This window comes from Streptomyces sp. R35 (assembly GCF_041053035.1).
GTDB lineage: Bacteria > Actinomycetota > Actinomycetes > Streptomycetales > Streptomycetaceae > Streptomyces > Streptomyces lutosisoli.
Genome location: NZ_CP163440.1, coordinates 5,029,345 through 5,053,934 on the forward strand (window position 1 = coordinate 5,029,345; position 24,590 = coordinate 5,053,934).

Sequence of the window (24,590 nt, forward strand, 5' to 3'; positions counted from 1 at the left end):
CGGGTACCGACAGCGACGGTCAGCCGCACCCGCGGATTACGACCGGATCATGAAACCGCTTCCAGAACCTTCCCAATTCGATCACGAACTCTCATATAGTGACGGCCAGTTGAGCACCAGGTGTCGCTTCTCGCCCAGGACACGACCGAGGACACGGCTTCTTCCAGGACCCGACCGAGGACACGTTCTCTTCCAGGACACGACCGAGGACCGATTGATGACCGCCCCCACCCCCTCAGGCGAACGACCCACCCTCCGCGCCGTCGCGCCCGCTCCGCTGATCGCCGCCGTCCCGGCCGCGCTCGCGGTGGCCGTCGCGGTCACCCTGGCGCCCGACTCGGTGCGCGCCCCCCTCGCCTGGGGCGCGGGCGCGGCCGCGGTGCTGCTGTGCGCGGCCGTCGCGGTGGCCGCCCGCGCCACGCAGACGGCGAAACTGGTACGCCGCCGTCTCGACGCCGTGACCCAGGACGCCGGACGGCTCCTTCAGGAACGGGCCCGGCTGGCCGAGGAGTTCCGCCAGGAGCAGGCCCGGCTGGCCGACGACTCCGCCCGCGAGCGGGCCCGCCTGACCGAGGCGGCGGCACGGGAACGCGCACAGCTGACGGAGGCCGCGGCGCAGGAACGCGCCCGCCTCACCGAGGAGTTCGCCGCCGAGCGGCAGCACCTCACCGGCGAACGCACCCGCCTCGCCGAGGAGAACGCCCGGCTGACCGAGCGCGCCCGGCGGGCCACCGGCGACCGGGCCGCCGCCATCTCCGCGACCGCCAACGCGGCGGGCCGGATGCAGGCCCTGGCCACCGGCATGCTCGCCGACCTGCGCACCATGGAGGAGCGGCACTCCGACGAGGAAGTCCTCGCCGACCTCCTCCACCTCGACCACCGCACCGCGCAGGCCGGCCGCCTCGCCGACTCCGTCGCCGTCCTCACCGGCGCGCGCTCGGGCCGCCGCTGGGCGCGCCCCATCGTCATGGAGTCGATCCTGCGCGGCGCGATGGGCCGCATCGGCGGCTACCAGCGCGTGCGCGTGCACTCCGCCAGCGACGCCGCCGTCGCCGGACACGCCGCCGAGGGCGTCATGCACGCCCTCGCCGAACTCCTCGACAACGCCGCGAACTTCTCGCCGCCGACCGCCGAAGTGCATGTGTACGTCGAGGAGGTCCCGGCCGGCGTCATCGTCTCCGTCGAGGACAGCGGCCTGGTCATGGGCGACGTCCAGTTGCGCCGCGCCGAGCGTGCGGTGTCCGGGGACGCCGGCAGCACCGCCGGGCTCGGCGGGCTCACCGGCACCCGGCTCGGCCTCGCGGTCGTCGGCCGGCTCGCCCGCAAGCACGGTCTGAAGGTGTCCTTCCGGCCCTCCGCGCGCGGCGGCACGGGCGTCCTGGTGCTCATCCCCCAGGACCTCCTCACGCTTCCCACCGCCCCCCTGCCGGTGGAGCCCGGGCAGGCGGTGGCGACTCCGGCTCCCCCGAACCCCCGTGCCCTCATCGAGGACTACGCCGTGGAGCCCCTGCTCCAGGCGACCCGGCCGTCCGAGGCCTCCCCGGCTTCCGAGGCGTCCCAGGTGTCGTACGCCGCCGCCCGCGCCGCCGGCGACCTCGACCCGGACCCGGTCCCCACCCACGACTCGCCCCGGCACGAGCCGGTTCCCCCGGCGGCCGACAACCTCCCCAAGCGCCGCCGCGGCCGCACCCTCGCGCACGCCGAGCGCAGCCGCACGCACGCCACGCCGCCCCAGGCCGACCCGGAACCCCGTACCGCCGACACCTCCAAGGCGAGGGCGGCGGCCCGCTTCAGCAGCTTCCGCCAGGCGGTACGCGGCACGGCGGCGGGCGCCGGGGACACCGTACGAGACGCAGCAGGACAAGAAGACGCCGTACAGGACAAGGAAGCCGTACAGGCAGACGAACCCGTACGGGCCGACGAAGCCGTACGGGAGACAGCCCCCACCACCCCCTCGAACTCACAGCCGCAGCCGCACTCGCACGCGCACCCGGAAGGCGACACCACCCCATGACCGGCACCACCACCGCCGACGAGAAGCTCTCCTGGCTCATCGAGGGCCTCCTTGAGCGCACCCCGGGCGCCCGGCACGCGCTCGTGCTCTCCCGCGACGGCCTGAAGTTGTGCCGCACCCCGGAGCTCTCGGTCGACCAGGCCGACCAGCTCGCCGCGATCGCCGCCGGCATCCAGTCGCTGTCCCACGGCGCGTCCATGGAGTTCGGCGACGGCAGCGGAGGTGTGCGCTCGGCCATGGCCGAGTTCTACGGCGGGGTTCTGTTCATCGTGGAGGCGGGCGACGGAGCGCACCTCGCCGTCGTCACCGCCGAGGACGCGGACGCCGGTCTGGTCGGGCACAACATGAGCGAACTCGTGGAGCAGCTCGGCGAACACCTGAGCGCGCGGCCCCGTACGTCATGAGCCGCCCGGGCAGGGACGACGCGCCCGACCGGCTGTACACCCTCACGGGAGGGCGCAGCCGGTCCGGGCCCGACACCCCCTTCGACCTGGTGACGCTGGTGGTCGCGGAGTGCGATCCGGTGCTGGGCATGCAGTCGGAGCACGCCGCGATCCTGCGGATGTGCGACCGGCCGACGGCGGTCGTGGAGATCGCCGCGGAGCTGAAGCTCCCGGTGTCCATCACCCGCATCCTGCTCGCCGACCTGCTCGCCGCGGGCCGCGTCAGCGCCCGCCACCCGCAGCCCACTGTTCCTTCCGGTCTCCCCGACCCCGACATCCTGGAGCAGGTGCTCGTTGGACTCCGTAACCTCTGACGCGCGTACGTCCTCCCCGACGGACGGCGCGCGTACGCCCCTGGAGGCGTCGGCCGACAACGGCCTCAAGATCGTGGTCGTCGGCGGCTTCGGCGTCGGCAAGACGACCCTGGTCCGCTCCGTGAGCGAGATTCGTCCCCTCAACACCGAGGAGACGATGACGCAGGCCGGCGAGGCGGTCGACGACATCAGCGAGGTGCGCGGCAAGTCCGCGACCACCGTCGCCTTCGACTTCGGCCGCATCACGCTGGACGCCCGCAATGTGCTGTATCTGTTCGGCGCGCCGGGGCAGGAACGCTTCTGGTTCCTCTGGGACCGGCTGTTCTCCGGCACGCTCGGCGCGGTCGTCCTCGTCGACACCCGGCGCATCGACGACTCCTGGTACGCCATCGACCGTCTGGAGCACCACGGCACCCCGTTCATCGTGGCCTGCAACGACTTCGGCGGGCCCACCCACACCCCCGCGCAGATCCGCGAGGCCCTCGACCTCGACCCGCATGTCCCGCTGCTCGACTGCGACGCCCGTTCCCGGGAGTCCAGCAAGCGGGTGCTGATCACCCTGGTCGAGCACCTCAAGTCTCTCTCCATCCCACGATCACCGGAGTTGGCGCTGTGACCCCCGCCCCCGTGCCCCTCAGCGGGCCCCGGTTCCAGACCGAACCCGCCGAGCTGTACCGGGAGATGCGGCGCGACCACGGTGCCGTGACACCGGTCGTGCTGGACGGCGACATCCCCGCCTGGCTGGTGCTCGGCTACCGCGAGCTGCACCAGGTCACGGGCGATCCCGTGCTGTTCAGCCGGGACTCCGAGCTGTGGAACCAGTGGGACCGCATCCCCGACGACTGGCCGCTGCTGCCGATGATCGGCCGCAAGCAGCCCTCCATCCTCTACACGGTCGGCGAACGCCACCGCGAGCGCGCCGCGATGATCAGCGACGCGCTCGAAGCCGTCGACCCCTTCGAACTGCGCTCCCACGCCGAGAGGTTCGCCGACGAACTGATCGACGCGATCTGCGCCAAGGGCGAGACGGACATCGTCGGGGACTACGCGGCACTGCTGCCCGTCCGCGTCCTCGCCACGCTCTACGGCTTCGCGGAGGAGCAGGGCCCCGGCCTGGTCACCGCCCTCAACGACATGATCAACGGCCGGGAGGGCGCGCTCGCGGGCCAGCAGCATCTGGCCACCTCCATGGCTCAGTTGCTGGCCGACCGGAAGGCCGAGCCGGCGGACGACGTCGTCTCACGGATGCTCGCGAGGGCGAATTCAGCGGAAGGCTCCGGCTTCTCCGACGTGGAGATCGCCCAGGACCTCATGGTCATGATGGCCGCGGGACACCAGCCGACCGCCGACTGGATCGGCAACTCGCTGCGCCTGATGCTGACGGACGACCGTTTCGCGGCGTCGCTCTTCGGCGGCCGGCACAGTGTGGCCGAGGCCATGAACGAGGTCCTGTGGGAGGACACCCCCACCCAGAACGTGGCCGGCCGCTGGGCCTCCCGCGACACCCAGCTCGGCGGCCGCCGCATCCGCTCCGGCGACCTGCTGCTGCTCGGCCTCCAGGGCGCCAACTCCGACCCCCAGGTCCGCACCGACGGCTCCGCCCTCACCGGCGGCAACAACGCCCACTTCTCCTTCGGCCACGGGGAGCACCGCTGCCCGTTCCCGGCGCAGGAGGTCGCGGAGGTGATCGCGCGCACGGGCATCGAGGTCGTACTGGACCGGCTGCCGGACATCGACCTGGCCGTCCCCGCCGAGTCCCTGACCCGGCGCCCGTCCCCTTGGCTGCGGGGCCTGACCGAACTGCCCGTGAGGTTCACCCCCGTACCCGCGCTCTGAACGCTCCGAAACGCCAAAGCACCCGGTCGGCCCGTCTTCCGGCCGGGGTCCGGGGGTTGCCCCCGGGAAGACACAGCACTCCGAACTCCGACCCCGGCCCTTGGAGGCACCCCCGCATGACCACCGGTACCGAAGAGACCCGTATCGCGCTGGACCCCTTCGTCACCGACCTGGAGGGCGAGAGCGCCAGGCTGCGCGCGGCGGGCCCGCTCGCCGCCGTCGAACTGCCGGGCGGCGTCCCGGTGTGGGCGGTCACCCGCCACGCGGAGGCGCGCGCGCTGCTCACAGACCCCCGTCTGGTGAAGGACATCAACGTCTGGGGTGCCTGGCAGCGCGGCGAGATAGCCCCGGACTGGCCGCTGATCGGGCTCGCCAACCCGGGCCGTTCCATGCTCACCGTCGACGGCGCGGACCACCGCCGGATGCGCACGCTGGTGGCACAGGCGCTCACCCCGCGCCGGGTGGAGCAGATGCGCGAGCGGATCTCGAAGCTGACGCAGGGCCTGCTGGACGGGCTGCCGGACTCCGCCGAGGTCGTCGACCTGAAGGCCGACTTCGCCTACCCCCTCCCCATGTACGTCATCGCCGACCTCATGGGCATAGACGAGTCCCGCCTCCCCCGCCTCAAGGAACTCTTCGAGAAGTTCTTCTCGACGCAGACCCCGCCCGCCGAGGTCATCGCCACCCTCACCGAACTGGCCGGAATCATGGCGGAGACGGTGGCCGCGAAGCGCGCCGAGCCCGGCGACGACCTGACCAGCGCCCTGATCCTCGCCTCCGAGGACGGCGACCACCTCACGGACGAGGAGATCGTCTCCACTCTCCAGCTGATGGTCGCGGCGGGCCACGAGACCACGATCTCCCTCATCGTCAACGCGGTCGTCAACCTGTCCACGCACCCCGTCCAGCGCGCCCTGGTCCTGGCCGGCGAGGTCGACTGGTCGTCGGTCGTCGAGGAAACCCTGCGCTACTCCACCCCGACCTCCCACGTCCTCATCCGCTTCGCGACGGAGGACGTACCGGTCGGCGACAAGGTCCTCCCGGCGGGTGACGCGCTGATCGTGTCGTACGGCGCGATCGGCCGCGACGAGGCCGCCCACGGCCCGAGCGCCGGTGACTTCGACATCACGCGCACATCGGAGAACCGGCACATCTCCTTCGGCCACGGCCCGCACGTCTGCCCGGGCGCGGCCCTGTCCCGCCTGGAGGCGGCGGTGGCCCTGCCCGCCCTGTACGAGCGCTTCCCGGCCCTCGACCTGGCGGTCCCGGCGTCGGAGCTCCGCAACAAGCCGGTGGTGACGCAGAACGATCTGTTCGAGCTGCCGGTGCGCCTGACGACGGGCTGAGGCGGGACGTTTCTCGCCCCCGCCGCCCCTACCCGTCCCATCCTTCTGGGGCTCCGCCCCAGACCCCGTGGGCCGGTTCTTTGGCTGCGGGTGGGTGGGGGCTGGTCCAAAAGATTGCGCAGTTCCCCGCGCCCTAAAAAGGGGCGCGGGGAACTGCGCAATTTTTAGGGGGGTCTGGGGGCGCAGCCCCCAGGGATGGGACGGGTAGGGGCGGCGGGGGCGAATCCCCCCAACCGTCACCCCCACCCCGTCTCACCCGACGGACGACGTTTCGCCCAGGTTTCCTCAAACGGCTAGGCTCCCCACCGTGGCTGATATCGAGATCCCCGCTGACATCAAGCCCGCCGACGGACGATTCGGCGCGGGCCCCTCCAAGGTGCGTACGGAGGCGCTGGACGCGCTCGCCGCGACCGGTAGTTCTCTGCTCGGTACGTCCCACCGCCAGGCCCCGGTCAAGAACCTGGTCGGCAAGGTGCGCGAGGGCATCTCCGAGCTGTTCTCCCTCCCCGAGGGCTACGAGGTCATCCTCGGCAACGGCGGCTCCACCGCGTTCTGGGACGTGGCGACCCACGGCCTGATCGAGAACAAGTCGCAGCACCTCACGTTCGGCGAGTTCTCCTCCAAGTTCGCGAAGGCCGCCAAGCTCGCCCCCTGGCTCGCCGAGCCGACGGTCGTCTCCTCCGACCCCGGCACGCACCCCGAGCCGGTCGCCGAGGCGGGCGTCGACGTCTACGCCTTCACCCACAACGAGACCTCCACCGGTGTCGCCGCCCCCATCAAGCGGGTCGCGGGCGCCGACGAGGGCTCCCTCGTCCTGGTGGACGCCACCTCCGGCGCCGGCGGCCTCCCCGTCGACATCGCCGAGACCGACGTCTACTACTTCGCCCCGCAGAAGTCCTTCGCCTCCGACGGCGGCCTGTGGATCGGCGTGTTCTCCCCGGCCGCGATCGAGCGCGCCGAGCGCATCCACGCCTCCGGCCGCCACATCCCGGAGTTCTTCTCGCTCCCCACGGCGATCGACAACTCCCGCAAGAACCAGACGTACAACACCCCGGCCCTCGCCACCCTCTTCCTCCTCAACGAGCAGCTGGAGTGGATCAACGGCCAGGGCGGTCTGGCGTGGTCCGCGGGCCGCACCAAGGACTCGTCGACCCGGCTGTACTCCTGGGCGGAGGAGTCCAAGTACGCCACCCCGTTCGTCACCGACCCGGCCAAGCGTTCGCAGGTCATCGGCACGATCGACTTCGACGACGAGATCGACGCCGCCGCCGTCGCCAAGGTCCTGCGCGCCAACGGCATCGTCGACACCGAGCCCTACCGCAAGCTCGGCCGCAACCAGCTCCGCGTCGCGATGTTCCCGGCGATCGACCCGGCGGACATCGAGGCGCTCACGAAGTGCATCGACTACGTGATCGAGAAGCTGTAACCGGTCGCAGCAACTCCCCGAAAAAGCTGCTGGTTTACGCGGAAGGCATGGTCAAGGCAAAGGCCTCCGTGAGCCGTTGAGTCCCCGCCGTCGCGCGCCCGACACTGTGTGCCCGATGGGCCCGCATCGGGCCGTGCGACGGAGGGGACTGCGGGGAACATGAACAGACCGATACCGGGCATGGTGCAGGTGGCCCTGCGGCACATCGTCAGCGACCAGGTCTCCGGCGGCGTGGTCCGGCCGGCGACGCGCTCGATCAGCTGGCGCGACAGCCGTTTCCAGGTGCGCCGGCCGCAGACGGGCAAGCAGAACGTGGAGCTGACCTGCCCGGTGTGCGAGACCGCCCTGGTGGCGGAGGTGCACGCCGAGTCACGCACCCGCCGGGCCGCCGCCGTGTACCTCGTCCTGGCAGCCCTGTCCGTGATCGTCCTCGTCGCCGCGCTCGCCTACGCGGTCCACCAGGGCGGCAAGACCCTGCCCGAAGGCCAGTCGTACCCGGCCTTGTTCCCCTTCAGCATCCTCGCGATCTTCGTGACGTTCGTGGCAGCGCCCCTGTTCTACCTGCGCGGCCGCCGCCACAACGGCGTCAGCCTGCTCAACGCGCCCATGTTCCGCGGCAAGCACGCGCTCCTGCCGGTCCGGAGCTGAGCCCCGGATACGGCGACGAGGGCGCCCGGCACACACCGGACGCCCTTTTCTCATGCCCTTCTCATGCCGCCGTGCACGTCACGCTGGGTACACCCCCGCCCCCGGGTGCGCCGCCGAACCCGAAGTCGGCCGAACCGCCGACTGCGATCGCACCGTTGTGGGCGGCGTTCACCGCCGTCACGGTCGAACCGCTCTGGGTGTACGACGCGTTCCACATGTTCGTCACCTGCTGGGACCCGCTCCAGGTCCAGGTCACCTTCCAGGAACTGATCGCGCTCGTCCCCGTGTTGGTCACCTTCACCGCGGCGTTGAACCCGCTGCCCCAGTCGCTGCTGACGGTGTACGCGGCGCTGCAGGCGGCCGTACTCCCGCCACCGCCGCCGCCCCCACCACCCGCACCGGTACTGGGAAACAGCGGCGCTTTGACGCTCGCCAGATACCCGTCCTTCACCGTGTCCACGGTCACCCAGTCGTCCTTCAGAATCCCGCCCGTGTCACCGGAGTTGGGATTCCACGACCAGAACGTCCACTGGAAGGAGTCCGCCCCGTACGTCGACGTCGGCCGCAGGTAACTCACCAGCGCCGCCAGCCACTTCTGGTCCACCGTCGACGCCAGCGTCGTACCGAACTCGCCGACCCACACGGGCGCGATGTTCTGCTTGAACAGATAACCCCAGTACTTGTCCCACACCCCGGGCATGTTGTCGGGGAAGGAGGGATCGCTGAACCAGCTCTGCTGGGCCACGCTGGTCGCGTAGTCGTGGGCCGAGTACACGACCCTGTTCGCCACGTTCAGCTGCACCGGGTACTGCCCGGCACCCATCAGGTTGCCGCCCCACCAGCCCGAGACACCCGCATACGTCTGCACGCCCTCCACGAAGATCAGCAGATCCGGGTTGACGGACAGGACGGCGTTCCCGGCCCGCTGCGCGGCCAGCCGCCAGTCCGTCGCCGTGTCGCCGCAGCCCCAACAGGCGGGATCGTGCGGCTCGTTGTGCAGGTCGATGCCGATGACGGTGTCCTGTCCGGCGTAACGCGCCGCCAGGGCCTTCAGATCAGTGATCCACGTCGACTCCGGGACGGCGGAGGTGTACCAGAGCGCCGACTGGCCGCCCGCGTCGGGCCGGTGCCGGTCGAGGATGACCTTGAGGCCGTCCTGACCGGCGTACGACACGATCTTGTCCATGATCTGGAGGGAGCCCAGCCCTTGCAGGTCGGCGTTCTTGCCGCTGGAGAAGTCGATGCTGTTGGGGACCGTGCCGCTCTTGAAGATGTCGTCGCTGTAGGGCAGCCGGATCGTGTTGTAGCCGAGCGACTTCATCTGGTCGATCATGCTCTTGTAGTCGCGTGACCAGAGGCCGTGGACGACGTAGTTGCCGGTCTCGAAGCCGAACCAGTTGATTCCGGCGATGCGTACGGGCTGGCCCGCGGCGTCGAGGATCTGGCGGCCGCTGGTGTGCCAGTAACCGGCGCCGGGCGCGGCCGCCGCGTGGGCGGTCTGCGCACCGCCCGCCAGTGGTAACAGGAGCGCGGCGGCAGCGACGCACAGCGCTCTTCGCAAGCTGCGGAACATGTGCGGGTTCCTCTCGGGGAGGCGCGGCCCCGGAACAGGATGGGAGCGCTCCCATGCACCGCGTACCTTCCATGGAACGGATAGCCCATGGACACGTCAAGCTCTGTGACGGGGTTGCCCGGGTTGCCCGCCCCCGACAGGCAGCGCGCGAGCCGGGCCGGGCCGGGCCGGAGGGCACGGGTGTGAGTGGTCGGCACCCTGCCTGATGCCGGCACGCTCGGTATTGAGCCGCCGTTCTCGAGATGCACTCGGAGCGGAACGTCCCTACGGTCGAGCACAGGAGTTTCGACGCAGCGGACCTCTTCCTGCCACTGACGCGTCGGCACCCACACACCCCCAGGAGCTGACCCAGCATGACGACCTCATCCGACACTCCTGTCCTCGACACCCTGGCCGCCATGACCCTCGACTCGATCGAGCGATGCGGACTGTCCCCGGACATGCTCATCCTCACCCGCATCGCCGCGCTCGTTTCCATCGACGCACCGCCGGTGTCCTACCTCGCCCACATCGACCCCGCCGTCAAGGCCAACCTGACCGCGGGCCAGGTACAGGATGTGCTGGTCGCGATCGCGCCGATCGTCGGCACCGCCCGAGTCATGTCGGCGGCCGCCCACATCACCGAGGCCCTCGGATTCGCCATCGCCGTGGCCGAGGACGAAACCGGGGCGTAGACGCACTGCCCAGAGCCTGCGGCCGCCCGCCGGTCCCGCCGGTCCGGTGGCCACTGCATGGCATAGGCCCCGCCTGCGATGCAGCCGGGGCCTACGTCTGCCCGGATCGCCGAGCCGGGAGCTCGCGCTCGTCAGCACCGTCCCCGCCCTGACTCAGTTCCTGCGGAACAGCCTCCGGAGGCCGAACACCCCGCCCAGGACGACGGCGACAGCGAGCGCGCCGAACTTGACGCTGCCGCCCAAGCCGTCGCCGCCGCCGTCCGCGCTCGCCGAACTTCCGCCCTTCGAGGGTGACTCGGACCCGGATCCGCTGTACCCGGGCACACTCTCCGGCTGCACGCCGCTGTCCGATCCCTCGCTCCCGTACATGAGTTTCGACCCGTCCGCGCTGTACGTGACGGACTCGCCCTGCCCCTGCAGAGGCACATTGAGCCGCGCCTGCCGCTTGATCTTCCCGTCGTTCCAGCGGTACGCGATCCCGCCGAAGTACCCGCGTACGGCGAGCTGCTTGCCGTCGGGCGAGAAGGCGCCGTCGGTGACCCAGAGGTCGATGGTGGCGACGGGCTTGAAGATGTTCGTGCCGGTGGCGGAGAGCTGGGCGGGGCCCTCGTAGAGGTGACCGCCGTCCTCGTCCTTGTCGGCGATGTAGACGCGCCCGGTCTTCGGGTGCACCATCAGCGCCTCCGCATTGCGGGGCCCGTCCGCGTACTTCACGACGTACTGCGTGGCGTGGATCGTCTGGTCCTTGAGCACCTTGGGCTCGGGCAGCTTGTAGATCCAGACGTACGACCACTTGCCCCCGAGGTTGTCGCCGATGTCGCCGACGTAGAGGTCGCCGTCGGGCCCGATGGAGATGGCCTCGACGTCGCGCGGGGCGCCGACCCCGGTCATGGTGATCGTGGCGACGGTCTTTCCCGTGCTGCTGTCGACGGCGTACAAGTACGCCCCGTCGTCGCTGTCGTTGTGGGTCCAGTAGATGCCGGGGTGGGCGTGCGAGGCGGCGAGGCCGCTGGACTCGGTGACCCTCGGGTCCTTGATCGTGAACCCGTCGTCCCCGCTGTCCGCGACGGCCGGCGCCGCCAGGGCGACGACGAGGAGGGCTCCGGCGAGGAACGAAGGCGATCGGCGCATGGCCCCAAGCCTGCCATCCCGGCCGACCGTTCACGTCACCCGCGCCCACGGCTCACAGGTCCGGCCGGGCGAGTGTCCAGCCTCACACCCCCACGGCCCGGGACGCCCCCGCTGATCGTCCATGATGAGCGGATGCTCAGGTTCATGCCCGTCGGCGACTCCATGACGATCGGTAGCGCGGGCGAACACACATGGCGTTACCGAATGTGGCAGCACCTGCGCGCGACGTGCGGAGGCCCTTTCAAAATCGTCGGCCCTCGCGAGACGCTCTACGACAAGGCGACGGACTCCCCCGACTCGTACGAGTACGCCGACCCGGACTTCCCCCGCGCCCATCTGGCCGGCTGGGGCGAGGGCTGGCTCCACATGGCCCCGCTGATCCGCGAGGCGGTGCGCGCGCAGCGGGCGGATGTCCTGCTGGTCTCCCTGGGCCTGATCGACCTCGGCTTCTACACGAACGCGGCCCAGACGGCGGAGAACGCCCGCACCTTCATCGCCGAGGCCCGCGCCGCGAACCCCCGCGTCCGCATGGTCCTGCTCCCGGTGATACCGAACGTCCGCGCCGAGTCCGACGCCCCCTTCGCCGCCGAGGTCGCCTCCTTCAACGAGCTCCTCGCCAAGACGGTCGCCGACCTCGACGAGCCCCGCTCGCCGCTTCTGCTGGCGTCGCCGCCGTCCTCGTACGACATCACCTTCGACACGTACGACGGCACGCACCCCAACGCGAGCGGTGAGCACAAGATCGCGGAGGGGTTCGCGGAGGCCATGTACCAGGCGTGGGACCTGGGCGAGCCGTACACGGCCGAAACCGCCTGACCGAATCCCGGCGTGCCCTGGTCACCGTGCGTATCGTTGTACTGCGCGGCTGCACTCGTGCGGAGGCAGCCGGGGAGGAGCGCCACGATGACCGTCCTTGAAGACAGGATCGCGATGGCCGACGACAGCGGCGAGCTGACTCTGGACGTCATGTTCGAGACGCTCGAGAAGATGCCCATCCCCGAGGGAACCAAGGTCGAGATCGTCGGGGGGAACATCTTCATGTCGCCGCAGCGTCAAACCCACTGGGAGATCATCTTCGGCCTCCTGGAACAACTGCGCGGCAAGTACCCCCGCAAGCGGCTTGCTTCGGACGTCCGCATCGACTTCCCCGGGCACCTGAACGGTTTCGCCTGCGACGTGGCAGCGATGACCGAACGATCCGTGAAGGACAGCAAAAACCGCTGGCGCTACCAGGATGTCGAGTTCGTGGCCGAGGTGATCTCCAAGGACACCGCAGCCAATGACTACGGCCCCAAAAAGCTCGCCTACGCCCTCGCCGAGGTCCCTGTCTACCTCATCGCCGACCCGTACCAGGGCAGGTGCCACATCTTCACCCACCCCAAGGACGGCGACTACGCGACCGAGACGAAGATCGCGTTCGGCGACGCCGTAGACCTCACCAACACGGTGGTCGGCCTCACCCTCAAGACAGACGAATTCCCCCGCGACTAACCCGCGGAGCGTATGGCACGATGCCGCGATGATCGCCAACTCCCCTATACCCCCCGTCGTTCCGGCGGGCCACATGGCCCGGCACCCGCAACCGGTGCTCGAACTCCCCCATGAGCTGGGCCTGGAGCTGCGCCCCTGGCGCCCGGGCGACGCCGACGCCCTGCTGGCCGCCGGCCAGGACCCGGCCATCCGCCAGTGGAACCTCTTCCACGTGGCGTCACCGGAGGAAGCCCGCCAGAGGATCGAGCGCATGCACGAGCGCTGGCAGGCCGAGCAGGGCGCGATCTGGGCGATCGCACGGTCGGACGGTGACGGCGAGGCCCTGGGGCTCATCGGCTGGAACGGCATCGACCTCACGGGTGGCAGCGCCGAGATCGTCTACTGGATCCTGCCCGCGGCCCGTGGCGGCGGTGTCGCCGTCGAGGCCGTGAAGCGCCTCAGCGGGTGGGCCCTGGAGGAACTCGGGCTGCACCGGCTGCGGCTGTGCCACTCGGTGGCCAACCCGGCGTCGTGCCGCGTGGCGGCCAAGGCCGGATACGCCCTCGAAGGCACCCAGCGCGGCGCGCTGCTGCACGCGGACGGCTGGCACGACCAGCACCTGCACGCGCTCGTCCAGGGCGACCCGTTGGGCGCGGAGTGACACCGGGTATGTCCTGAATCCGGCTAGGTCCGGCTAGGTCCGGGCGGCGGTCACCAGCGCGAAGGAAAGGTATGCGCCCGCGTCGGCGGTCAGCATGTCGATGACGGGCTGGTGCGCGGCCCGCCCCTCCGGCAGGTGCTCGGCGCACGCCCGGGTCCACAGCAGCCAGTCCCGCCAGGCGTCCTCCTGGAGCCGCGCGGACGTCACCGTCACCAGCTCGGTGATCTCCCACTGGAACCGCCACCACTCGGCGGTGTGCCAGGCGATCGCCTCCCAGCCGACAAGGGCCTTGATGTGCGCGGGGATCGCCCCCATCTCCCGGACCTCGCGCGTCAACGCGGGTGTGGCGACGCCCAGTTGGCCGCCGGGACGCAGGAACCGCACCAGGTACGGCAGGTAGTTGTCCGCCGTACCGAAGTACTCGAACGCGTCGATGCTGACGATCGCGTCGAAACTCCCTTCCTCGAAGGGGAGTTGATGCGCCTCGGCCCGTACGGCCTCCACCTGGCCGTCGACGCCCGCCGCCGCGAAGACGGCCGCCGCCTCCTCCGCCCCGACCCACCAGTCGGCCGCGACGACATCGACGCCGTACTCCCGTGCGAGGAACACCGATGTCGCCCCCTTCCCGGACCCGAGGTCGAGGACCCGCATGCCCGGCCGCAGGTCCAGGTCCCGTGCGAGGTCCTCCAGCAGCCACAGGGGATTCGGGCCCATGTCGAGGCCGAGCAGCCAGGCGGGGTCGTAGGCGGAGGAGCGGGGATAGCGGTCCGGGCGTACGAGTGCGCTGAGTGCGTCGGGTGCGGTCATGGGGGACGAGCCAAGCGGATCAGGGGGTGCGGGACAACTGTGTTTCGCCGGGCGGGAGTCGGCCGGTGTCCCGCTCGTCCCGCTGTTCGGCGTACGGCGGCAGGTGGTCCTCCGCCCAGTACGCCAGGGCGGCGAGCGGGATGAGGAAGGCCCTGCCGTGTGCGGTGAGGGCGTACTGGGAGCGGGCCGGTGGGCCGGGGTGGACGGTGCGGGTGAGGAGGCCCGCGGTGGCCAGTTCGTGGAGGCGGTCGGCGAGCATGCGCTCGCTGATGCCGGGCACCCGCTCGCGGACCTGGCCGAAGCCGGCCGGGCCCTTGGCGAGTGCGGCGAGGACCAGGCCGTTCCAGCGCTTGCCGAGGAGGGCGAAGGCCCGGGTGAGGGCGGCGATGACCGGCGGGGGTTCGGAGTGCGGTTGGTCGCTCATCGGGTACTCCAGCGGCGCGATGACCGTGCCCCGCCGTCCCGCGCGGGGCGGCGGGGCACGGTCATCGCGCCGGTTCGTCGTAGTGGGGTGAGCGTCAGCCCATGTGGACGGGGGCCGCGCCCTCGACGTGCTGCTGCTTCCCGGCGTTGACGGCCAGGGCGGTGACGAGCAGTCCCGCCAGGAACATGCCGGCGGCCGCGGCGAACGCCACGGTGTAGCCGTGGGTCACCGCGTCACCCGCCTTGGCGACCAGGGCGAAGTCCTTGGTGACCAGGCCCCGGTAGAGGGATCCGGCGGCCTCGGGCAGCTGGTCGTCGGCCGCCGACGTGGAGAGGGTCGACAGGACGGCGAGACCGAGGGCGCCGCCGATCTGCTGGGCGGTGTTCAGCAGCGCCGAGGCGATGCCGGTGTCCTCGTGCGACACGCCGCTCACCGCGCCGAGGGTCATCGGCACGAAGCTCATGCCGAGCCCGAGCGCGGTGACGAACATGGCGGGCATCAGATGCCCGGCATACGACGAGTCCGGCTCCAGCGTCGCGAACCAGAACATGCCGACGGCCGCCACCAGCAGCCCCGGCCCGGCGATCACCCGCGGAGCGAGCCGGGCGACCAGCTTCGAGCTGACACCCGCGGCCAGCGCCATTCCAAAACTGAACGGCAGATAGGCGAACCCGGTCTTGACCGGGCTGTAGCCGAGAATCAGCTGCATATACAGCGTGAGGAAATAGAAGGTGGCGAACATACCGGCGCCGATGAAGAGCATCGTGCCGTAACTGCCCCACCGGTTACGGTCCTTGAACAGCCGCAGCGGCATCATCGGGTTCGTGATCCGCGCCTGGAGCCAGAGGAAGGCGGCCAGCAGGACGGCCGCCGCCGCGAAGGACGCCAGCGTGAGCCCGTTGGTCCACCCGTGCTCACCGCCGCGCGTGATGCCGTAGACGAGGGCGATCAGCCCACCCGTGCCGGTGATGGCGCCGGGTACGTCAAGGCGCCCCGGGTGCCGCTCGGCCTCGACGAGGGTCCGTGTCCCCGCCAGCACCGCGAGCCCGATGGGGATGTTGACGAAGAACACCCACCGCCAGTCCAGTACGTCGGTGAGCGTGCCGCCCAGCAGCAGCCCGACGGTGGCACCGACACCGCCCATGGCCGCGTACACACCCATGGCCGTGTTGCGCGGCTTGCCCGCCGGGAACGTCGTGGTGATCAGCGCCAGCGCATTGGGCGCGGCCAGCGCGGCGCCGACGCCCTGCAGAATACGGGCGGCGATCAGCAGGCCCTCGTTCGGCGCGAGCCCGCCGAGCAGCGAGGCCAGCGTGAAGACGGCGATACCGGCCTGGAACATCTTCCGCCGCCCGAACAGGTCACCCGCCTTGCCGCCGAGCAGCAGCAGCCCGCCGAAGGCCAGCGCGTACGAGTTGACGATCCACGCCAGGTTCGCGTCGGAGACACCGAGGTCGGTCTGGATGGCGGGCAGGGCGATATTGGTGATCGTGGCGTCGAGAACGACCATCAGCTGGGCCGCGGCGATCACGACGAGGGCGAGCCCGAGATGTCGGCCACCGGAAGCGGGGCCGGAGCCGGATGTATCCGGTCCCGCGGGGGCGGCGACAGCCATGCTGTCAGCAGACGCAGACATGGAAATACTCCAAAGGTGGGCTGGAAACATTTCCCCGGAGAGAGAAAGCGACCCGAAAAGTCAACTTCCATTCCGAGAGAGAAGCCGGGGCGAACGGAATCCGACGAAACGGGACGCCCACACAATGCAATCCGGGGTGAGGTGCCGACATGGCACAACTCGACCCCGGGACGAGTCTCCACCCTAACAGCCACGGCCCGTTGGAGCCGACGTATTTCTCGGCAATCCAATGTGGTGCTTCTCGCGCTTGACGAACCCCAGGGTTTTGTGAGCACGGCAATAAAGTGACGCGGAATGTGCCCACACTTTCCCGGAAAAAGCAAAGTGGCGCCCTTGCCTTGAGCGTGCTCTCTTGCCTTGAGCGTGCTCTAAGGCGTTGGCTAAGGAGTCATGAAGTACACGCAGCTCGGACGCACGGGACTCAAGGTCAGCCGACTGGTTCTCGGCACGATGAACTTCGGTCCGCAGACCGACGAGGCCGACAGCCACGCCATCATGGACGCGGCGCTGGCCTCAGGGATCAACTACTTCGACACCGCGAACGTGTACGGCTGGGGCGAGAACAAGGGCCGTACGGAAGAGATCATCGGGAACTGGTTCGCCAAGGGCGGCGACCGCCGCGACAAGACGGTCCTCGCCACCAAGGTGTACGGCAACATGGCCGCCGACGGCGACCCGTGGCCCAACCACGACAAGCTCTCCGCGCTGAACATCCGGCGCGCGGTCGACGCCAGTCTCCAGCGGCTCCAGACCGACTACATCGACGTCTACCAGTTCCACCACATCGACCGCAGCACGCCCTTCGACGAGATCTGGCAGGCGATCGACACCCTCATCCAGCAGGGCAAGATCCTCTACGTCGGGTCCTCCAACTTCCCCGGCTACAAGATCGCCCAGGCCAACGAGACCGCCGCCCGCCGCGGCGGCACCATCGGCCTGGTCAGCGAGCAGTGCCTCTACAACCTCGCCGAGCGGCGCGCCGAGATGGAGGTCATCCCGGCCGCGCAGGAGTACGGGCTCGGGGTCATCCCCTGGTCACCGCTGCACGGCGGTGTACTGGGCGGGATCATCAAGAAGGAGGTCAAGGGCGGACGCCGCGCCTCCGGCCGGGCCGCCGACACCCTCGCCAACCCTTCCTCCCGCGCGCAGATCCAGTCGTACGAGGACCTGCTCGACAAGCACGGCATCGAGCCCGGCGAAGCCGCCCTCGCCTGGCTGCTCACCCGCCCCGGCATCACCGGCCCGATCGTCGGCCCCCGCACAGCCGAACAACTCGACTCCGCCCTGAGGGCCGTCGACCTGGAACTGAGCGACGACCTACTGACCTCGCTCGACGAGATCTTCCCGGGCCCGGGCCCGTCACCGGAGGCGTTCGCCTGGTAGCGGCACTTCTTAAGGGGCGCAGGCAGGAGCGCCCCTTAAGAGGCGCGGGGCTGTGACATCTGCGGCTCCGCCGCGGGGCGCGACCAGCCCCCACCGGCGGGCAGCCAAAAAACCACCCGCAGCATCCCGGCGTTACCTGACCGCCGCCGCCACCGCCACCACAACGAACATCAGCACAAGCACACCGGCCATAATCCGGTTACGGGTCTTCGGGTTCACGCCATCGAGGTTAACCGCCCCCCGTTCCGGCTCCCGTTCCGGCCCCCAGCGCCCAGCTCACCAGCGTCTCGTAGCGAGGCTGTTCCCCCCGCACCCCCGACTTCGGCAGATAGCTGCGGACGAGACACAGCTCACCCACCGTCCACTCCCGCCCGGCAAACGCGCCCAGGACAGTGACGTACGCCTTGAAGTCGGCGTCGGCGCGACTGCGGGCCACCGTCAGATGCGGGCGGTAACGCCGGTGCTCCCCCGTCGCGACGCCCGCCTTCCTGGCCGCCGCCTCCGCCCGGCCGGCCAGCAGCCGCAGGGCCGCCACGTCACCCGCCGCGCCCACCCACAGCGCCCGCCCGCCGAAGTGGCCGCCGCCGCGCAGGGAGAGCGGGAACGGGTCCGTACGGTGGGCCGCGCGCGCCAGCCGTTCCGAGAGGTCCGGGACGATCTCCTCGTCCACCTCGCCGTAGAAGGCGAGCGTGAAGTGCCAGCCGGGGCGGCCCGTCCAGCGCAGGTCGTGCGCGCCCGGCAGCCGCTCCAACTCGTTTACTTCCGTGGCGAGTTCGCGGATCGCGTCTTCCGGAGGCAGCACCGCCGCAAAGAGTCTCATGACGTCACCCTTCCAGGGAATGGATCACCGGGCGACCCTCCCCGCACCATGGAGGTATCCACGTACATAGGTGGATGTGTACGTCGACGGGGGGAACGTCGCATGCCCATGCTCGGGATCCTGCTGCTCCTGGTCTGCTCGGCGGCGGCCACCGCGGCACTGTTCGCCGTCGCCCGGGTCGTGCCGCTGGCGAAGCGGAAGCCGAACAACGAGGTGCTGGGGTTTGTGTACGCGCAGGTCGGGGTGATCTACGCGGTCGTCCTCGCGATGGTGGTCGTCGGGGTGTGGGAGGCCCGCTCCCAGGCACACGAGAACACGTACACGGAGACGAACGCCCTGCTCCAGATCGCCTGGTTCAGCCGTACGCTCCCGCAGCCGGACCGCACCCGCCTCGCCGCACTGACCGAGCGGTACACCGGCACGGTGATCCACGAGGAGTGGCCGCTGCTGGCCGATCAGCGGGACGATCCGGCGGCGTGGCGGCAGTTCACCGAGATCCGCGAGACGATCAACTCGCTGGAGCCGGAGACCGGCGCGGACCAGGCCCGTTACCAGGGCGCCCTGGACGCCGCGGCGCAACTCGGCAACGCGCGCCGCGAGCGGGTGAATGAGGCGGCCAACGCCGGAGTCCCCCCGCTCCTGTGGACGGCCCTGCTCATCGGCGCCTTCGTCACCCTCGGCTTCGTCTACCTCTTCGGCATGGAGAGCCTGCGCGCCCACGCGGGCGTGGTGTTCTCCCTCGCCTTCACCGTGGGCGTGATGCTCCTCATCGTCTATGAGTTCAACTACCCGTTCAGCGGCCCGCTCAAGGTCGGCCCGTCGGCGTTCCATCTGGCCCTGGAGCGGATAAGGGCGGTTACCTAGCCGCTGCTCAGCCGAGTGCTCAGCCCACTGCTTAGCCCGCGCGAACGGCTCGCCGTCCAGCCTGCTGCGATGGGTTCACCGGAGATGCGAAAAGGCGGCGTCGACGACCTCCCCGCGATACTCGGCATGCTCGACGGCGCGGTGGCCTGGCTCGTCTCCGAGGGGCGCACGGGCCAATGGGGCAGCCGGCCCTGGTCGACGCACCCCGAGGCCGTGGAGCAGGTGCGGCGGATCCTCGCCGAGGGCACCCCGTGGATCGCGGAGATCGACGGCGAACCGGCGGGCACGATGACGCTGACCGGGCGACCGGGGCCGGAGGTCGCCCCCGCGGGCGAACCCGAGCTGTATGTGCACTCCCTGGTCACCGACCGCCGGTTCGCGAGGCGCGGGGTCGGCGGCGCGCTCCTCGCCCATGCCGTCGACGAGGCGCGCCGCCACGGCGTGTCCCTGCTGCGGCTCGACTGCTACGCGGGCGGCGACGGCAGGCTCGTCGCGTACTACGAGGGCAACGGCTTCACGCCGACGGAGACGTTCACCGTCGGCGACTGGCCGGGCCAGGTGCTGGCCCGGCGCGTGTAGTCCGCCAGTCCACCCAAGGCCCGGCCATGGTCGCCCGGAGGTGTCCGGCCTACGCCGCCGCCGTGGCCAGCTCCCGCTGTTCCTTCGGGACGAAGCGGACCTGCGGGTGGCCGTGGTGCCAGCCGACCGAGAGGCGGAGGCCGCCGACACGGGACAGGACCAGGCCGATGGTGACCGCGGCCGCCGCCGAGATCAGGCCGCCGAGGGCGAACCCGACGCGCGGGCCGTAGGCGTCGGTGACCCAGCCGACGACGGGCGCGCCCAGGGGCGATCCGCCCATGAAGACCATCATGAACAGCGCCATGACGCGGCCGCGCATGGCGGGGTCGGTGGCCATCTGGACCGAGGTGTTCGCGGTGACGTTGACCGTCATCCCGAAGATCCCTATCGGGATCATGAGCAGGGAGAAGAGCCACAGGGACGGGGCCACGGCAGCGACCACCTCCAGCAGGCCGAAGGCCACGGCCGCCGCGATCAGGACGCGCAGCCGGGCCGTGCCGCGGCGGGCGGCGAGCAGTGCGCCGGCCAGCGAGCCGAGCGCCATCAGCGTGTTGAAGAGGCTGTACGCGCCGGCGCCCGCGTCGAAGATGTCGTCCGCGTACGCCGACAGCCAGACCGGGAAGTTGAAGCCGAAGGTGCCGATGAAGCCGATGAGGACGATCGGCCAGATCAGTTCGGGGCGGCCGGCGACGTAGTGGAGTCCCGCGCGGAGCTGGCCCTTGCCGCGCGGCGCCCGCTTGACCACGTGCAGTTCGCGGGAGCGCATCAGCAGCAGGCTCACGAGGGGGGCCACGAAGGACAGGCCGTTGAAGAGGAAGGCCCAGCCGGTGCCGACGCCGGTGATCAGCACGCCCGCCACCGCGGGGCCGACCAGGCGGGCCGACTGGAAGTTCGCCGAGTTCAGGCTGACCGCGTTCTGCAGCTGGCCCGGGCCGACCATCTCGGCGACGAAGGACTGGCGGGCCGGGTTGTCGACGACCGTGGCCATACCGACGGCGAAGGCCGCCAGGTAGACGTGCCACACCTGGACATGGCCGGAGAGGGTGAGGAAGGCGAGCGCGAGGCCGGTGAGAGCCATCGCCGTCTGGGTCACCAGCAGCGTGGGCCGCTTGGGGAGACGGTCGACGAGGACACCGCCGTACAGCCCGAAGAGCAGCATCGGCAGGAACTGCAGCGCGGTGGTGATACCGACCGCGGCGGACGAGCCGGTCAGGCTCAGCACCAGCCAGTCCTGGGCGATGCGCTGCATCCAGGTGCCGGTGTTGGAGACGACCTGGCCCAGGAAGAACAGGCGGTAGTTCCTGATCTTCAGCGAGCTGAACATCGAGGAAGAGGGGGACGATCCGGTCGAGCCGGTCGAGCCAGAGGAGCCGGAAGAGCCGGTGGCGCCGGAAGAGTCAGCGGACCTGGAAGAGCCGGCGGACTTGGAAGTGTCAGCCGACACCGAAGAGTCAGCCGACTCGGAAGCGCCGGTGGAACGGTCGGGGGCGGGCAGGGAGTCGTGGGCGGCTGGTGCGGGGGCGGAATCTGCTCCGGATCCCGTACTCAACAGGGCTCGCCTCCTAGGCAGTCGTTGACGTCGGCGTCATGGAGGGCGTCGGCGCTCTTCTTTTCTCGGCGGCTTCCTCGGAGGCTTTCTCGCAAGCCTTCGTGGAAGCTTCTTGGCGGCGGCCCTCCCGGGGGAGAGCCGCCAGGGGTCACAGTTGCGCGAGCTTCTCCAGGACGGGGGCGGCCTCGCGGACCTTCGCCCATTCGTCCTCGTCGAGGGCCTCGACCAGTCCGGCCAGGAACGCGTTCCGCTTGCGGCGGCTCTCTTCGAGCATCGCCTCGGCCTTGTCGGTCTGGGTGACGACCTTCTGGCGCCGGTCCTCGGGGTGCGGCTCCAGCCTGACAAGCCCCTTGGCTTCGAGCAACGCGACGATGCGCGTCATCGAGGGCGGCTGCACATGCTCCTTGCGGGCGAGCTCGCCCGGCGTGGCGGTGCCGCAGCGGGCGAGGGTGCCGAGCACCGACATCTCGGTGGGGCTCAGCGACTCGTCGACCCGCTGGTGCTTGAGTCGACGCGACAACCGCATCACTGCGGAGCGCAAGGCGTTCACGGCGGCCTCGTCGTCGCCATGGGTGAGGTCAGGCATGTCTTTAGCGTAACTCATTACCCTCGCTAAAGACCACCGCGTTGCCCGTGAACCGCGCCACCGAACCCCGACATCACTCATATGAGTGAGCCCGCTGCGGAAAGTGACCCGTCGCCCGCCGGGGTCCGGCGACCCTCGACTCCATGGGGACCAGCGTGCTCAGCCTGCGGATAGACGGGGAGCTGCTCGACCGGCTCCGAAACCACGCCGCCAAACGCGGAATGAGCGTCCAGGACTATGTCGTCCGGACGCTCATTCGCGATGACTTCGACGAGCGGTTCCAGTCCGCGGTCGAGGAGACGGAGAAGTTCTACGGGGTCACGTGAGCCCGGAACACCGGGGCACGTGAGGCCCGTACGCCATGACCGATCAGGTCAGACCCAGCGCCGGCATCAGGTAGTAGAAACCGAACACCGCCGCGACCACGTACATCGCGACCGGGACCTCGCGGCCACGCCCGGCGGCGAGACGCAGCACCACGAAGGTGATGAAGCCCATGCCGATGCCGTTCGTGATCGAGTACGTGAACGGCATCATCACCATCGTCACGAAGGCCGGCATGGCGATCGTGTAGTCCGCCCAGTCGATCTCCTTGACCGAGTGGGACATGATCAGGAAGCCGACCGCGATGAGCGCGGGCGTGGCGGCCTGGGACGGGACCATCGTGGCGACGGGGGTCAGGAACAGGGCCACGGCGAAGAGCGCGCCGGTGATGACGTTCGCGAGGCCGGTGCGGGCTCCCTCGCCGACGCCGGCCGTGGACTCCACGAAGCAGGTGGTGGCCGAGGAGGAGGTGGCGCCGCCCGCGGCGACGGCGATGCCGTCGACGAAGAGGACCTTGTTGATGCCGGGCATCTGGCCCTCCGCGTCGGTCAGCTTGGCCTCGTCGCTGATGCCCATGATCGTGCCCATCGCGTCGAAGAAGGTCGACAGCAGCACGGTGAAGACGAAGAGGGTGCCGGTCAGCAGGCCGACCTTGTCGAAGCCGCCGAAGAGGCTGACCTTGCCGACGAGCCCGAAGTCCGGGGTGGCGACCGGGTTGCCGGGCCACTTCGGGGTGGTCAGACCCCAGGACGGGATCGTGGCGACGGCGTTGATGATCACCGCGACGACCGTCATCGTGACGATCGAGATCAGGATCGCGCCGGGCACCTTGCGCACCATCAGCGCGAGCGTGAACAGCGTGCCGAGGATGAAGACCAGCACGGGCCAGCCGTTGAGGTGACCGTCCGAGCCGAGCTGAAGCGGCACGGTCGTCTGCGCGGCGTCCGGGATGCGCGTGACGAAGCCGGAGTCGACCAGGCCGATCAGCATGATGAACAGGCCGATACCGATCGCGATGCCCTTGCGCAGGCCGAGCGGCACGGCGTTCATGACCCGCTCACGCAGACCGGTGGCGACAAGGAGCATCACGATGAAGCCGGCCAGCACCACCATGCCCATGGCGTCCGGCCAGGACATCCGCGGGGCGAGCTGGAGCGCGACGACGGTGTTCACACCCAGGCCCGCCGCCAGTGCGATCGGCACGTTGCCGATGACGCCCATGAGAAGCGTGGTGAAGGCCGCGGTCAGGGCGGTCGCGGTGACCAGCTGGCCGTTGTCCAGGTGGTTCCCGTACATGTCTTTCGCGCTGCCCAGGATGATCGGGTTCAGCACGATGATGTAGGCCATCGCGAAGAAGGTGGCGAAACCGCCGCGGATCTCACGCGGGATGCTGGAGGCCCGCTCGGAGATCTTGAAGTAGCGGTCGAGGGCACCCTGCGCGGGCCGGGGCTCCGGCTGCTGGGGGGCGGAGGCCTTGGTGGCGGCCGAGGTGGACATGCGTGACCTCAAACGTGCAGGGGGGATGGGGGAAACGTGATCAAGTCTCGCCAGCGTTCGATCACCAACAGGTTTCCCCCATGTTGCTGTTGGTGTTTCGTACGAATACAACTGGCCAGACTCAGGCTGTTTCAGTATGAACATATGAGGTCGAATTCGCTATCTCCGCGCGTAGATACTTGGTATACAAGGGCGGCGCGGGTGCGCGCACCAGCTCGTACGGCCGCGCGCGACCGCCGGTCCGGGACCCTCGTAAGCTGTGCACATGGCGAAGTGGACCCCCAAGCACGAGGCGCCGGAGCCCCTGGAGGGCCCGATCGTCGCCACCATCACGGGCGGCACGATTCTTTGGTTCGTCCTCTTCCTGGTGCAGCTGCCGTTCTACGGCTGGTTCGACGACCACGGGCACCTGTGGTGGCTGTGGACCTGCCTGGCCGGCGCGGGTCTTGGCCTGATCGGCATCTGGTACGTCCGGGGCCGCGACGCCGCACTCAAGCGGGCCGCCGCCGAAGCCGCCGCCGAAGCGGAGCGCTCGGCCCCTGCTGCGGAGTAACCAGCTCCCCGTACACCCACGGCATCACTCCC

The 24,590-nt window shown here is 70.0% G+C and carries 26 protein-coding genes; 17 read left to right on the forward strand and 9 right to left on the reverse strand.

Annotated elements, in window-relative coordinates:
* Positions 1-217 precede the first annotated feature (217 nt).
* From AB5J50_RS22935 to AB5J50_RS22970, 8 genes are all read left to right on the forward strand, one after another.
* Complete coding sequence (locus AB5J50_RS22935) at positions 218-2,014, forward strand: ATP-binding protein (protein WP_369260272.1); 1,797 nt, start codon at positions 218-220, stop codon at positions 2,012-2,014.
* Positions 2,011-2,418, forward strand: coding sequence for a roadblock/LC7 domain-containing protein (locus tag AB5J50_RS22940; protein WP_369260273.1), 408 nt, complete (start codon positions 2,011-2,013; stop codon positions 2,416-2,418). The genes AB5J50_RS22935 and AB5J50_RS22940 overlap by 4 nt, the downstream gene beginning before the upstream one ends.
* Positions 2,415-2,771, forward strand: coding sequence for a DUF742 domain-containing protein (locus tag AB5J50_RS22945; protein WP_327429637.1), 357 nt, complete (start codon positions 2,415-2,417; stop codon positions 2,769-2,771). The genes AB5J50_RS22940 and AB5J50_RS22945 overlap by 4 nt, the downstream gene beginning before the upstream one ends.
* A complete protein-coding gene (locus AB5J50_RS22950; protein WP_327429638.1) occupies positions 2,752-3,387 on the forward strand; it encodes an ATP/GTP-binding protein in 636 nt (211 codons plus the stop codon). Before AB5J50_RS22945 ends, AB5J50_RS22950 begins: the two co-directional genes overlap by 20 nt.
* Positions 3,384-4,607, forward strand: a complete 1,224-nt coding sequence (locus AB5J50_RS22955) for a cytochrome P450 (protein WP_369260274.1) — start codon at positions 3,384-3,386, stop codon at positions 4,605-4,607. The genes AB5J50_RS22950 and AB5J50_RS22955 overlap by 4 nt, the downstream gene beginning before the upstream one ends.
* 116 nt (positions 4,608-4,723) lie before the next feature.
* Positions 4,724-5,953, forward strand: a complete 1,230-nt coding sequence (locus AB5J50_RS22960; protein WP_369260275.1) for a cytochrome P450 — start codon at positions 4,724-4,726, stop codon at positions 5,951-5,953.
* Between the two features lie 307 nt (positions 5,954-6,260).
* Positions 6,261-7,379: a phosphoserine transaminase gene (gene serC / locus AB5J50_RS22965; RefSeq protein ID WP_369260276.1), complete on the forward strand. Its 1,119-nt coding sequence runs from the start codon at positions 6,261-6,263 to the stop codon at positions 7,377-7,379.
* Positions 7,380-7,538: 159 nt separating this feature from the next.
* A complete protein-coding gene (locus tag AB5J50_RS22970) occupies positions 7,539-8,027 on the forward strand; it encodes a hypothetical protein (protein ID WP_369260277.1) in 489 nt (162 codons plus the stop codon).
* Between the two features lie 61 nt (positions 8,028-8,088).
* Here the strand turns inward: AB5J50_RS22970 and AB5J50_RS22975 are convergent, their stop codons facing one another.
* Positions 8,089-9,600 carry a cellulase family glycosylhydrolase gene (locus tag AB5J50_RS22975; RefSeq protein WP_369260278.1) on the reverse strand — a complete coding sequence of 504 codons (1,512 nt, stop codon included), beginning with the start codon at positions 9,598-9,600 and terminating at the stop codon, positions 8,089-8,091.
* 353 nt (positions 9,601-9,953) lie between these two features.
* On the opposite strand from AB5J50_RS22975, the gene AB5J50_RS22980 reads away from it, so the two are divergent.
* Entirely contained in the window at positions 9,954-10,274 is a 321-nt protein-coding gene (locus tag AB5J50_RS22980) for a carboxymuconolactone decarboxylase (RefSeq protein WP_369260279.1), read from the forward strand.
* Positions 10,275-10,427: 153 nt separating this feature from the next.
* On the opposite strand, the gene AB5J50_RS22985 is transcribed toward AB5J50_RS22980, so the two are convergent.
* Positions 10,428-11,405: a WD40 repeat domain-containing protein gene (locus AB5J50_RS22985; RefSeq protein ID WP_369260280.1), complete on the reverse strand. Its 978-nt coding sequence runs from the start codon at positions 11,403-11,405 to the stop codon at positions 10,428-10,430.
* Positions 11,406-11,537: 132 nt separating this feature from the next.
* Between AB5J50_RS22985 and AB5J50_RS22990 the strand changes: the two genes are divergently transcribed.
* The 3 genes from AB5J50_RS22990 (at position 11,538) to AB5J50_RS23000 (ending at position 13,536) form a co-directional block, all read left to right on the forward strand.
* Positions 11,538-12,221 carry an SGNH/GDSL hydrolase family protein gene (locus AB5J50_RS22990; RefSeq protein WP_369260281.1) on the forward strand — a complete coding sequence of 228 codons (684 nt, stop codon included), beginning with the start codon at positions 11,538-11,540 and terminating at the stop codon, positions 12,219-12,221.
* Positions 12,222-12,308: 87 nt separating this feature from the next.
* Positions 12,309-12,896 (forward strand): Uma2 family endonuclease, encoded by a 588-nt coding sequence (locus tag AB5J50_RS22995; RefSeq protein WP_369260282.1) that lies wholly within the window; start codon positions 12,309-12,311, stop codon positions 12,894-12,896.
* A gap of 28 nt (positions 12,897-12,924) precedes the next feature.
* Positions 12,925-13,536, forward strand: coding sequence for a GNAT family N-acetyltransferase (locus AB5J50_RS23000; RefSeq protein ID WP_369260283.1), 612 nt, complete (start codon positions 12,925-12,927; stop codon positions 13,534-13,536).
* A gap of 33 nt (positions 13,537-13,569) precedes the next feature.
* On the opposite strand, the gene AB5J50_RS23005 is transcribed toward AB5J50_RS23000, so the two are convergent.
* The 3 genes from AB5J50_RS23005 to AB5J50_RS23015 form a co-directional block, all read right to left on the reverse strand.
* Positions 13,570-14,343: a cyclopropane-fatty-acyl-phospholipid synthase family protein gene (locus tag AB5J50_RS23005; RefSeq protein ID WP_369260284.1), complete on the reverse strand. Its 774-nt coding sequence runs from the start codon at positions 14,341-14,343 to the stop codon at positions 13,570-13,572.
* Positions 14,344-14,362: 19 nt separating this feature from the next.
* On the reverse strand, positions 14,363-14,767 hold the full coding sequence (locus tag AB5J50_RS23010; protein ID WP_369260285.1) for a winged helix-turn-helix transcriptional regulator: 405 nt from the start codon (positions 14,765-14,767) through the stop codon (positions 14,363-14,365).
* Between the two features lie 94 nt (positions 14,768-14,861).
* On the reverse strand, positions 14,862-16,403 hold the full coding sequence (locus AB5J50_RS23015) for an MFS transporter (protein WP_369260286.1): 1,542 nt from the start codon (positions 16,401-16,403) through the stop codon (positions 14,862-14,864).
* A 390-nt stretch (positions 16,404-16,793) separates the two neighbouring features.
* Here AB5J50_RS23015 and AB5J50_RS23020 point away from each other — a divergent pair, with 390 nt between their 5' ends.
* On the forward strand, positions 16,794-17,786 hold the full coding sequence (locus AB5J50_RS23020; protein ID WP_369260287.1) for an aldo/keto reductase: 993 nt from the start codon (positions 16,794-16,796) through the stop codon (positions 17,784-17,786).
* Between the two features lie 229 nt (positions 17,787-18,015).
* On the opposite strand, the gene thpR is transcribed toward AB5J50_RS23020, so the two are convergent.
* Positions 18,016-18,606, reverse strand: coding sequence for an RNA 2',3'-cyclic phosphodiesterase (gene thpR / locus AB5J50_RS23025; RefSeq protein ID WP_369260288.1), 591 nt, complete (start codon positions 18,604-18,606; stop codon positions 18,016-18,018).
* 102 nt (positions 18,607-18,708) lie between these two features.
* On the opposite strand from thpR, the gene AB5J50_RS23030 reads away from it, so the two are divergent.
* Entirely contained in the window at positions 18,709-19,470 is a 762-nt protein-coding gene (locus AB5J50_RS23030) for a hypothetical protein (RefSeq protein ID WP_369260289.1), read from the forward strand.
* A 69-nt stretch (positions 19,471-19,539) separates the two neighbouring features.
* Positions 19,540-20,049 carry a GNAT family N-acetyltransferase gene (locus tag AB5J50_RS23035; RefSeq protein ID WP_369260290.1) on the forward strand — a complete coding sequence of 170 codons (510 nt, stop codon included), beginning with the start codon at positions 19,540-19,542 and terminating at the stop codon, positions 20,047-20,049.
* A gap of 49 nt (positions 20,050-20,098) precedes the next feature.
* Here the strand turns inward: AB5J50_RS23035 and AB5J50_RS23040 are convergent, their stop codons facing one another.
* Both AB5J50_RS23040 and AB5J50_RS23045 read right to left on the reverse strand, forming a co-directional pair.
* Positions 20,099-21,373 carry an MFS transporter gene (locus tag AB5J50_RS23040; RefSeq protein WP_369260291.1) on the reverse strand — a complete coding sequence of 425 codons (1,275 nt, stop codon included), beginning with the start codon at positions 21,371-21,373 and terminating at the stop codon, positions 20,099-20,101.
* Between the two features lie 373 nt (positions 21,374-21,746).
* Entirely contained in the window at positions 21,747-22,184 is a 438-nt protein-coding gene (locus tag AB5J50_RS23045; protein WP_327429665.1) for a MarR family transcriptional regulator, read from the reverse strand.
* A 143-nt stretch (positions 22,185-22,327) separates the two neighbouring features.
* On the opposite strand from AB5J50_RS23045, the gene AB5J50_RS23050 reads away from it, so the two are divergent.
* Positions 22,328-22,510 carry a ribbon-helix-helix protein, CopG family gene (locus tag AB5J50_RS23050; RefSeq protein ID WP_327429666.1) on the forward strand — a complete coding sequence of 61 codons (183 nt, stop codon included), beginning with the start codon at positions 22,328-22,330 and terminating at the stop codon, positions 22,508-22,510.
* Between the two features lie 43 nt (positions 22,511-22,553).
* Here AB5J50_RS23050 and AB5J50_RS23055 read toward each other — a convergent pair whose 3' ends face one another.
* Positions 22,554-24,005, reverse strand: coding sequence for an NCS2 family permease (locus AB5J50_RS23055; protein ID WP_369260292.1), 1,452 nt, complete (start codon positions 24,003-24,005; stop codon positions 22,554-22,556).
* A 265-nt stretch (positions 24,006-24,270) separates the two neighbouring features.
* Between AB5J50_RS23055 and AB5J50_RS23060 the strand changes: the two genes are divergently transcribed.
* Positions 24,271-24,558: a DUF2530 domain-containing protein gene (locus AB5J50_RS23060; protein ID WP_327429668.1), complete on the forward strand. Its 288-nt coding sequence runs from the start codon at positions 24,271-24,273 to the stop codon at positions 24,556-24,558.
* Positions 24,559-24,590 lie beyond the last annotated feature (32 nt).

Bases quoted from the DNA above. Each gene is read 5' to 3' on its own strand.
- AB5J50_RS22935 (WP_369260272.1), top strand. From the start codon at position 218: ATGACCGCCCCCACCCCCTCAGGCGAACGACCCACCCTCCGCGCCGTC.
- AB5J50_RS22940 (WP_369260273.1), top strand. From the start codon at position 2,011: ATGACCGGCACCACCACCGCCGACGAGAAGCTCTCCTGGCTCATCGAG.
- AB5J50_RS22945 (WP_327429637.1), top strand. From the start codon at position 2,415: ATGAGCCGCCCGGGCAGGGACGACGCGCCCGACCGGCTGTACACCCTC.
- AB5J50_RS22960 (WP_369260275.1), top strand. From the start codon at position 4,724: ATGACCACCGGTACCGAAGAGACCCGTATCGCGCTGGACCCCTTCGTC.
- AB5J50_RS22970 (WP_369260277.1), top strand. From the start codon at position 7,539: ATGAACAGACCGATACCGGGCATGGTGCAGGTGGCCCTGCGGCACATC.
- AB5J50_RS22975 (WP_369260278.1), bottom strand. From the start codon at position 9,600: ATGTTCCGCAGCTTGCGAAGAGCGCTGTGCGTCGCTGCCGCCGCGCTC.
- AB5J50_RS22980 (WP_369260279.1), top strand. From the start codon at position 9,954: ATGACGACCTCATCCGACACTCCTGTCCTCGACACCCTGGCCGCCATG.
- AB5J50_RS22985 (WP_369260280.1), bottom strand. From the start codon at position 11,405: ATGCGCCGATCGCCTTCGTTCCTCGCCGGAGCCCTCCTCGTCGTCGCC.
- AB5J50_RS22990 (WP_369260281.1), top strand. From the start codon at position 11,538: ATGCTCAGGTTCATGCCCGTCGGCGACTCCATGACGATCGGTAGCGCG.
- AB5J50_RS22995 (WP_369260282.1), top strand. From the start codon at position 12,309: ATGACCGTCCTTGAAGACAGGATCGCGATGGCCGACGACAGCGGCGAG.
- AB5J50_RS23000 (WP_369260283.1), top strand. From the start codon at position 12,925: ATGATCGCCAACTCCCCTATACCCCCCGTCGTTCCGGCGGGCCACATG.
- AB5J50_RS23005 (WP_369260284.1), bottom strand. From the start codon at position 14,343: ATGACCGCACCCGACGCACTCAGCGCACTCGTACGCCCGGACCGCTAT.
- AB5J50_RS23010 (WP_369260285.1), bottom strand. From the start codon at position 14,767: ATGAGCGACCAACCGCACTCCGAACCCCCGCCGGTCATCGCCGCCCTC.
- AB5J50_RS23015 (WP_369260286.1), bottom strand. From the start codon at position 16,403: ATGTCTGCGTCTGCTGACAGCATGGCTGTCGCCGCCCCCGCGGGACCG.
- AB5J50_RS23020 (WP_369260287.1), top strand. From the start codon at position 16,794: ATGAAGTACACGCAGCTCGGACGCACGGGACTCAAGGTCAGCCGACTG.
- thpR (WP_369260288.1), bottom strand. From the start codon at position 18,606: ATGAGACTCTTTGCGGCGGTGCTGCCTCCGGAAGACGCGATCCGCGAA.
- AB5J50_RS23030 (WP_369260289.1), top strand. From the start codon at position 18,709: ATGCCCATGCTCGGGATCCTGCTGCTCCTGGTCTGCTCGGCGGCGGCC.
- AB5J50_RS23035 (WP_369260290.1), top strand. From the start codon at position 19,540: ATGGGTTCACCGGAGATGCGAAAAGGCGGCGTCGACGACCTCCCCGCG.
- AB5J50_RS23040 (WP_369260291.1), bottom strand. From the start codon at position 21,373: ATGTTCAGCTCGCTGAAGATCAGGAACTACCGCCTGTTCTTCCTGGGC.
- AB5J50_RS23045 (WP_327429665.1), bottom strand. From the start codon at position 22,184: ATGCCTGACCTCACCCATGGCGACGACGAGGCCGCCGTGAACGCCTTG.
- AB5J50_RS23050 (WP_327429666.1), top strand. From the start codon at position 22,328: ATGGGGACCAGCGTGCTCAGCCTGCGGATAGACGGGGAGCTGCTCGAC.
- AB5J50_RS23055 (WP_369260292.1), bottom strand. From the start codon at position 24,005: ATGTCCACCTCGGCCGCCACCAAGGCCTCCGCCCCCCAGCAGCCGGAG.
- AB5J50_RS23060 (WP_327429668.1), top strand. From the start codon at position 24,271: ATGGCGAAGTGGACCCCCAAGCACGAGGCGCCGGAGCCCCTGGAGGGC.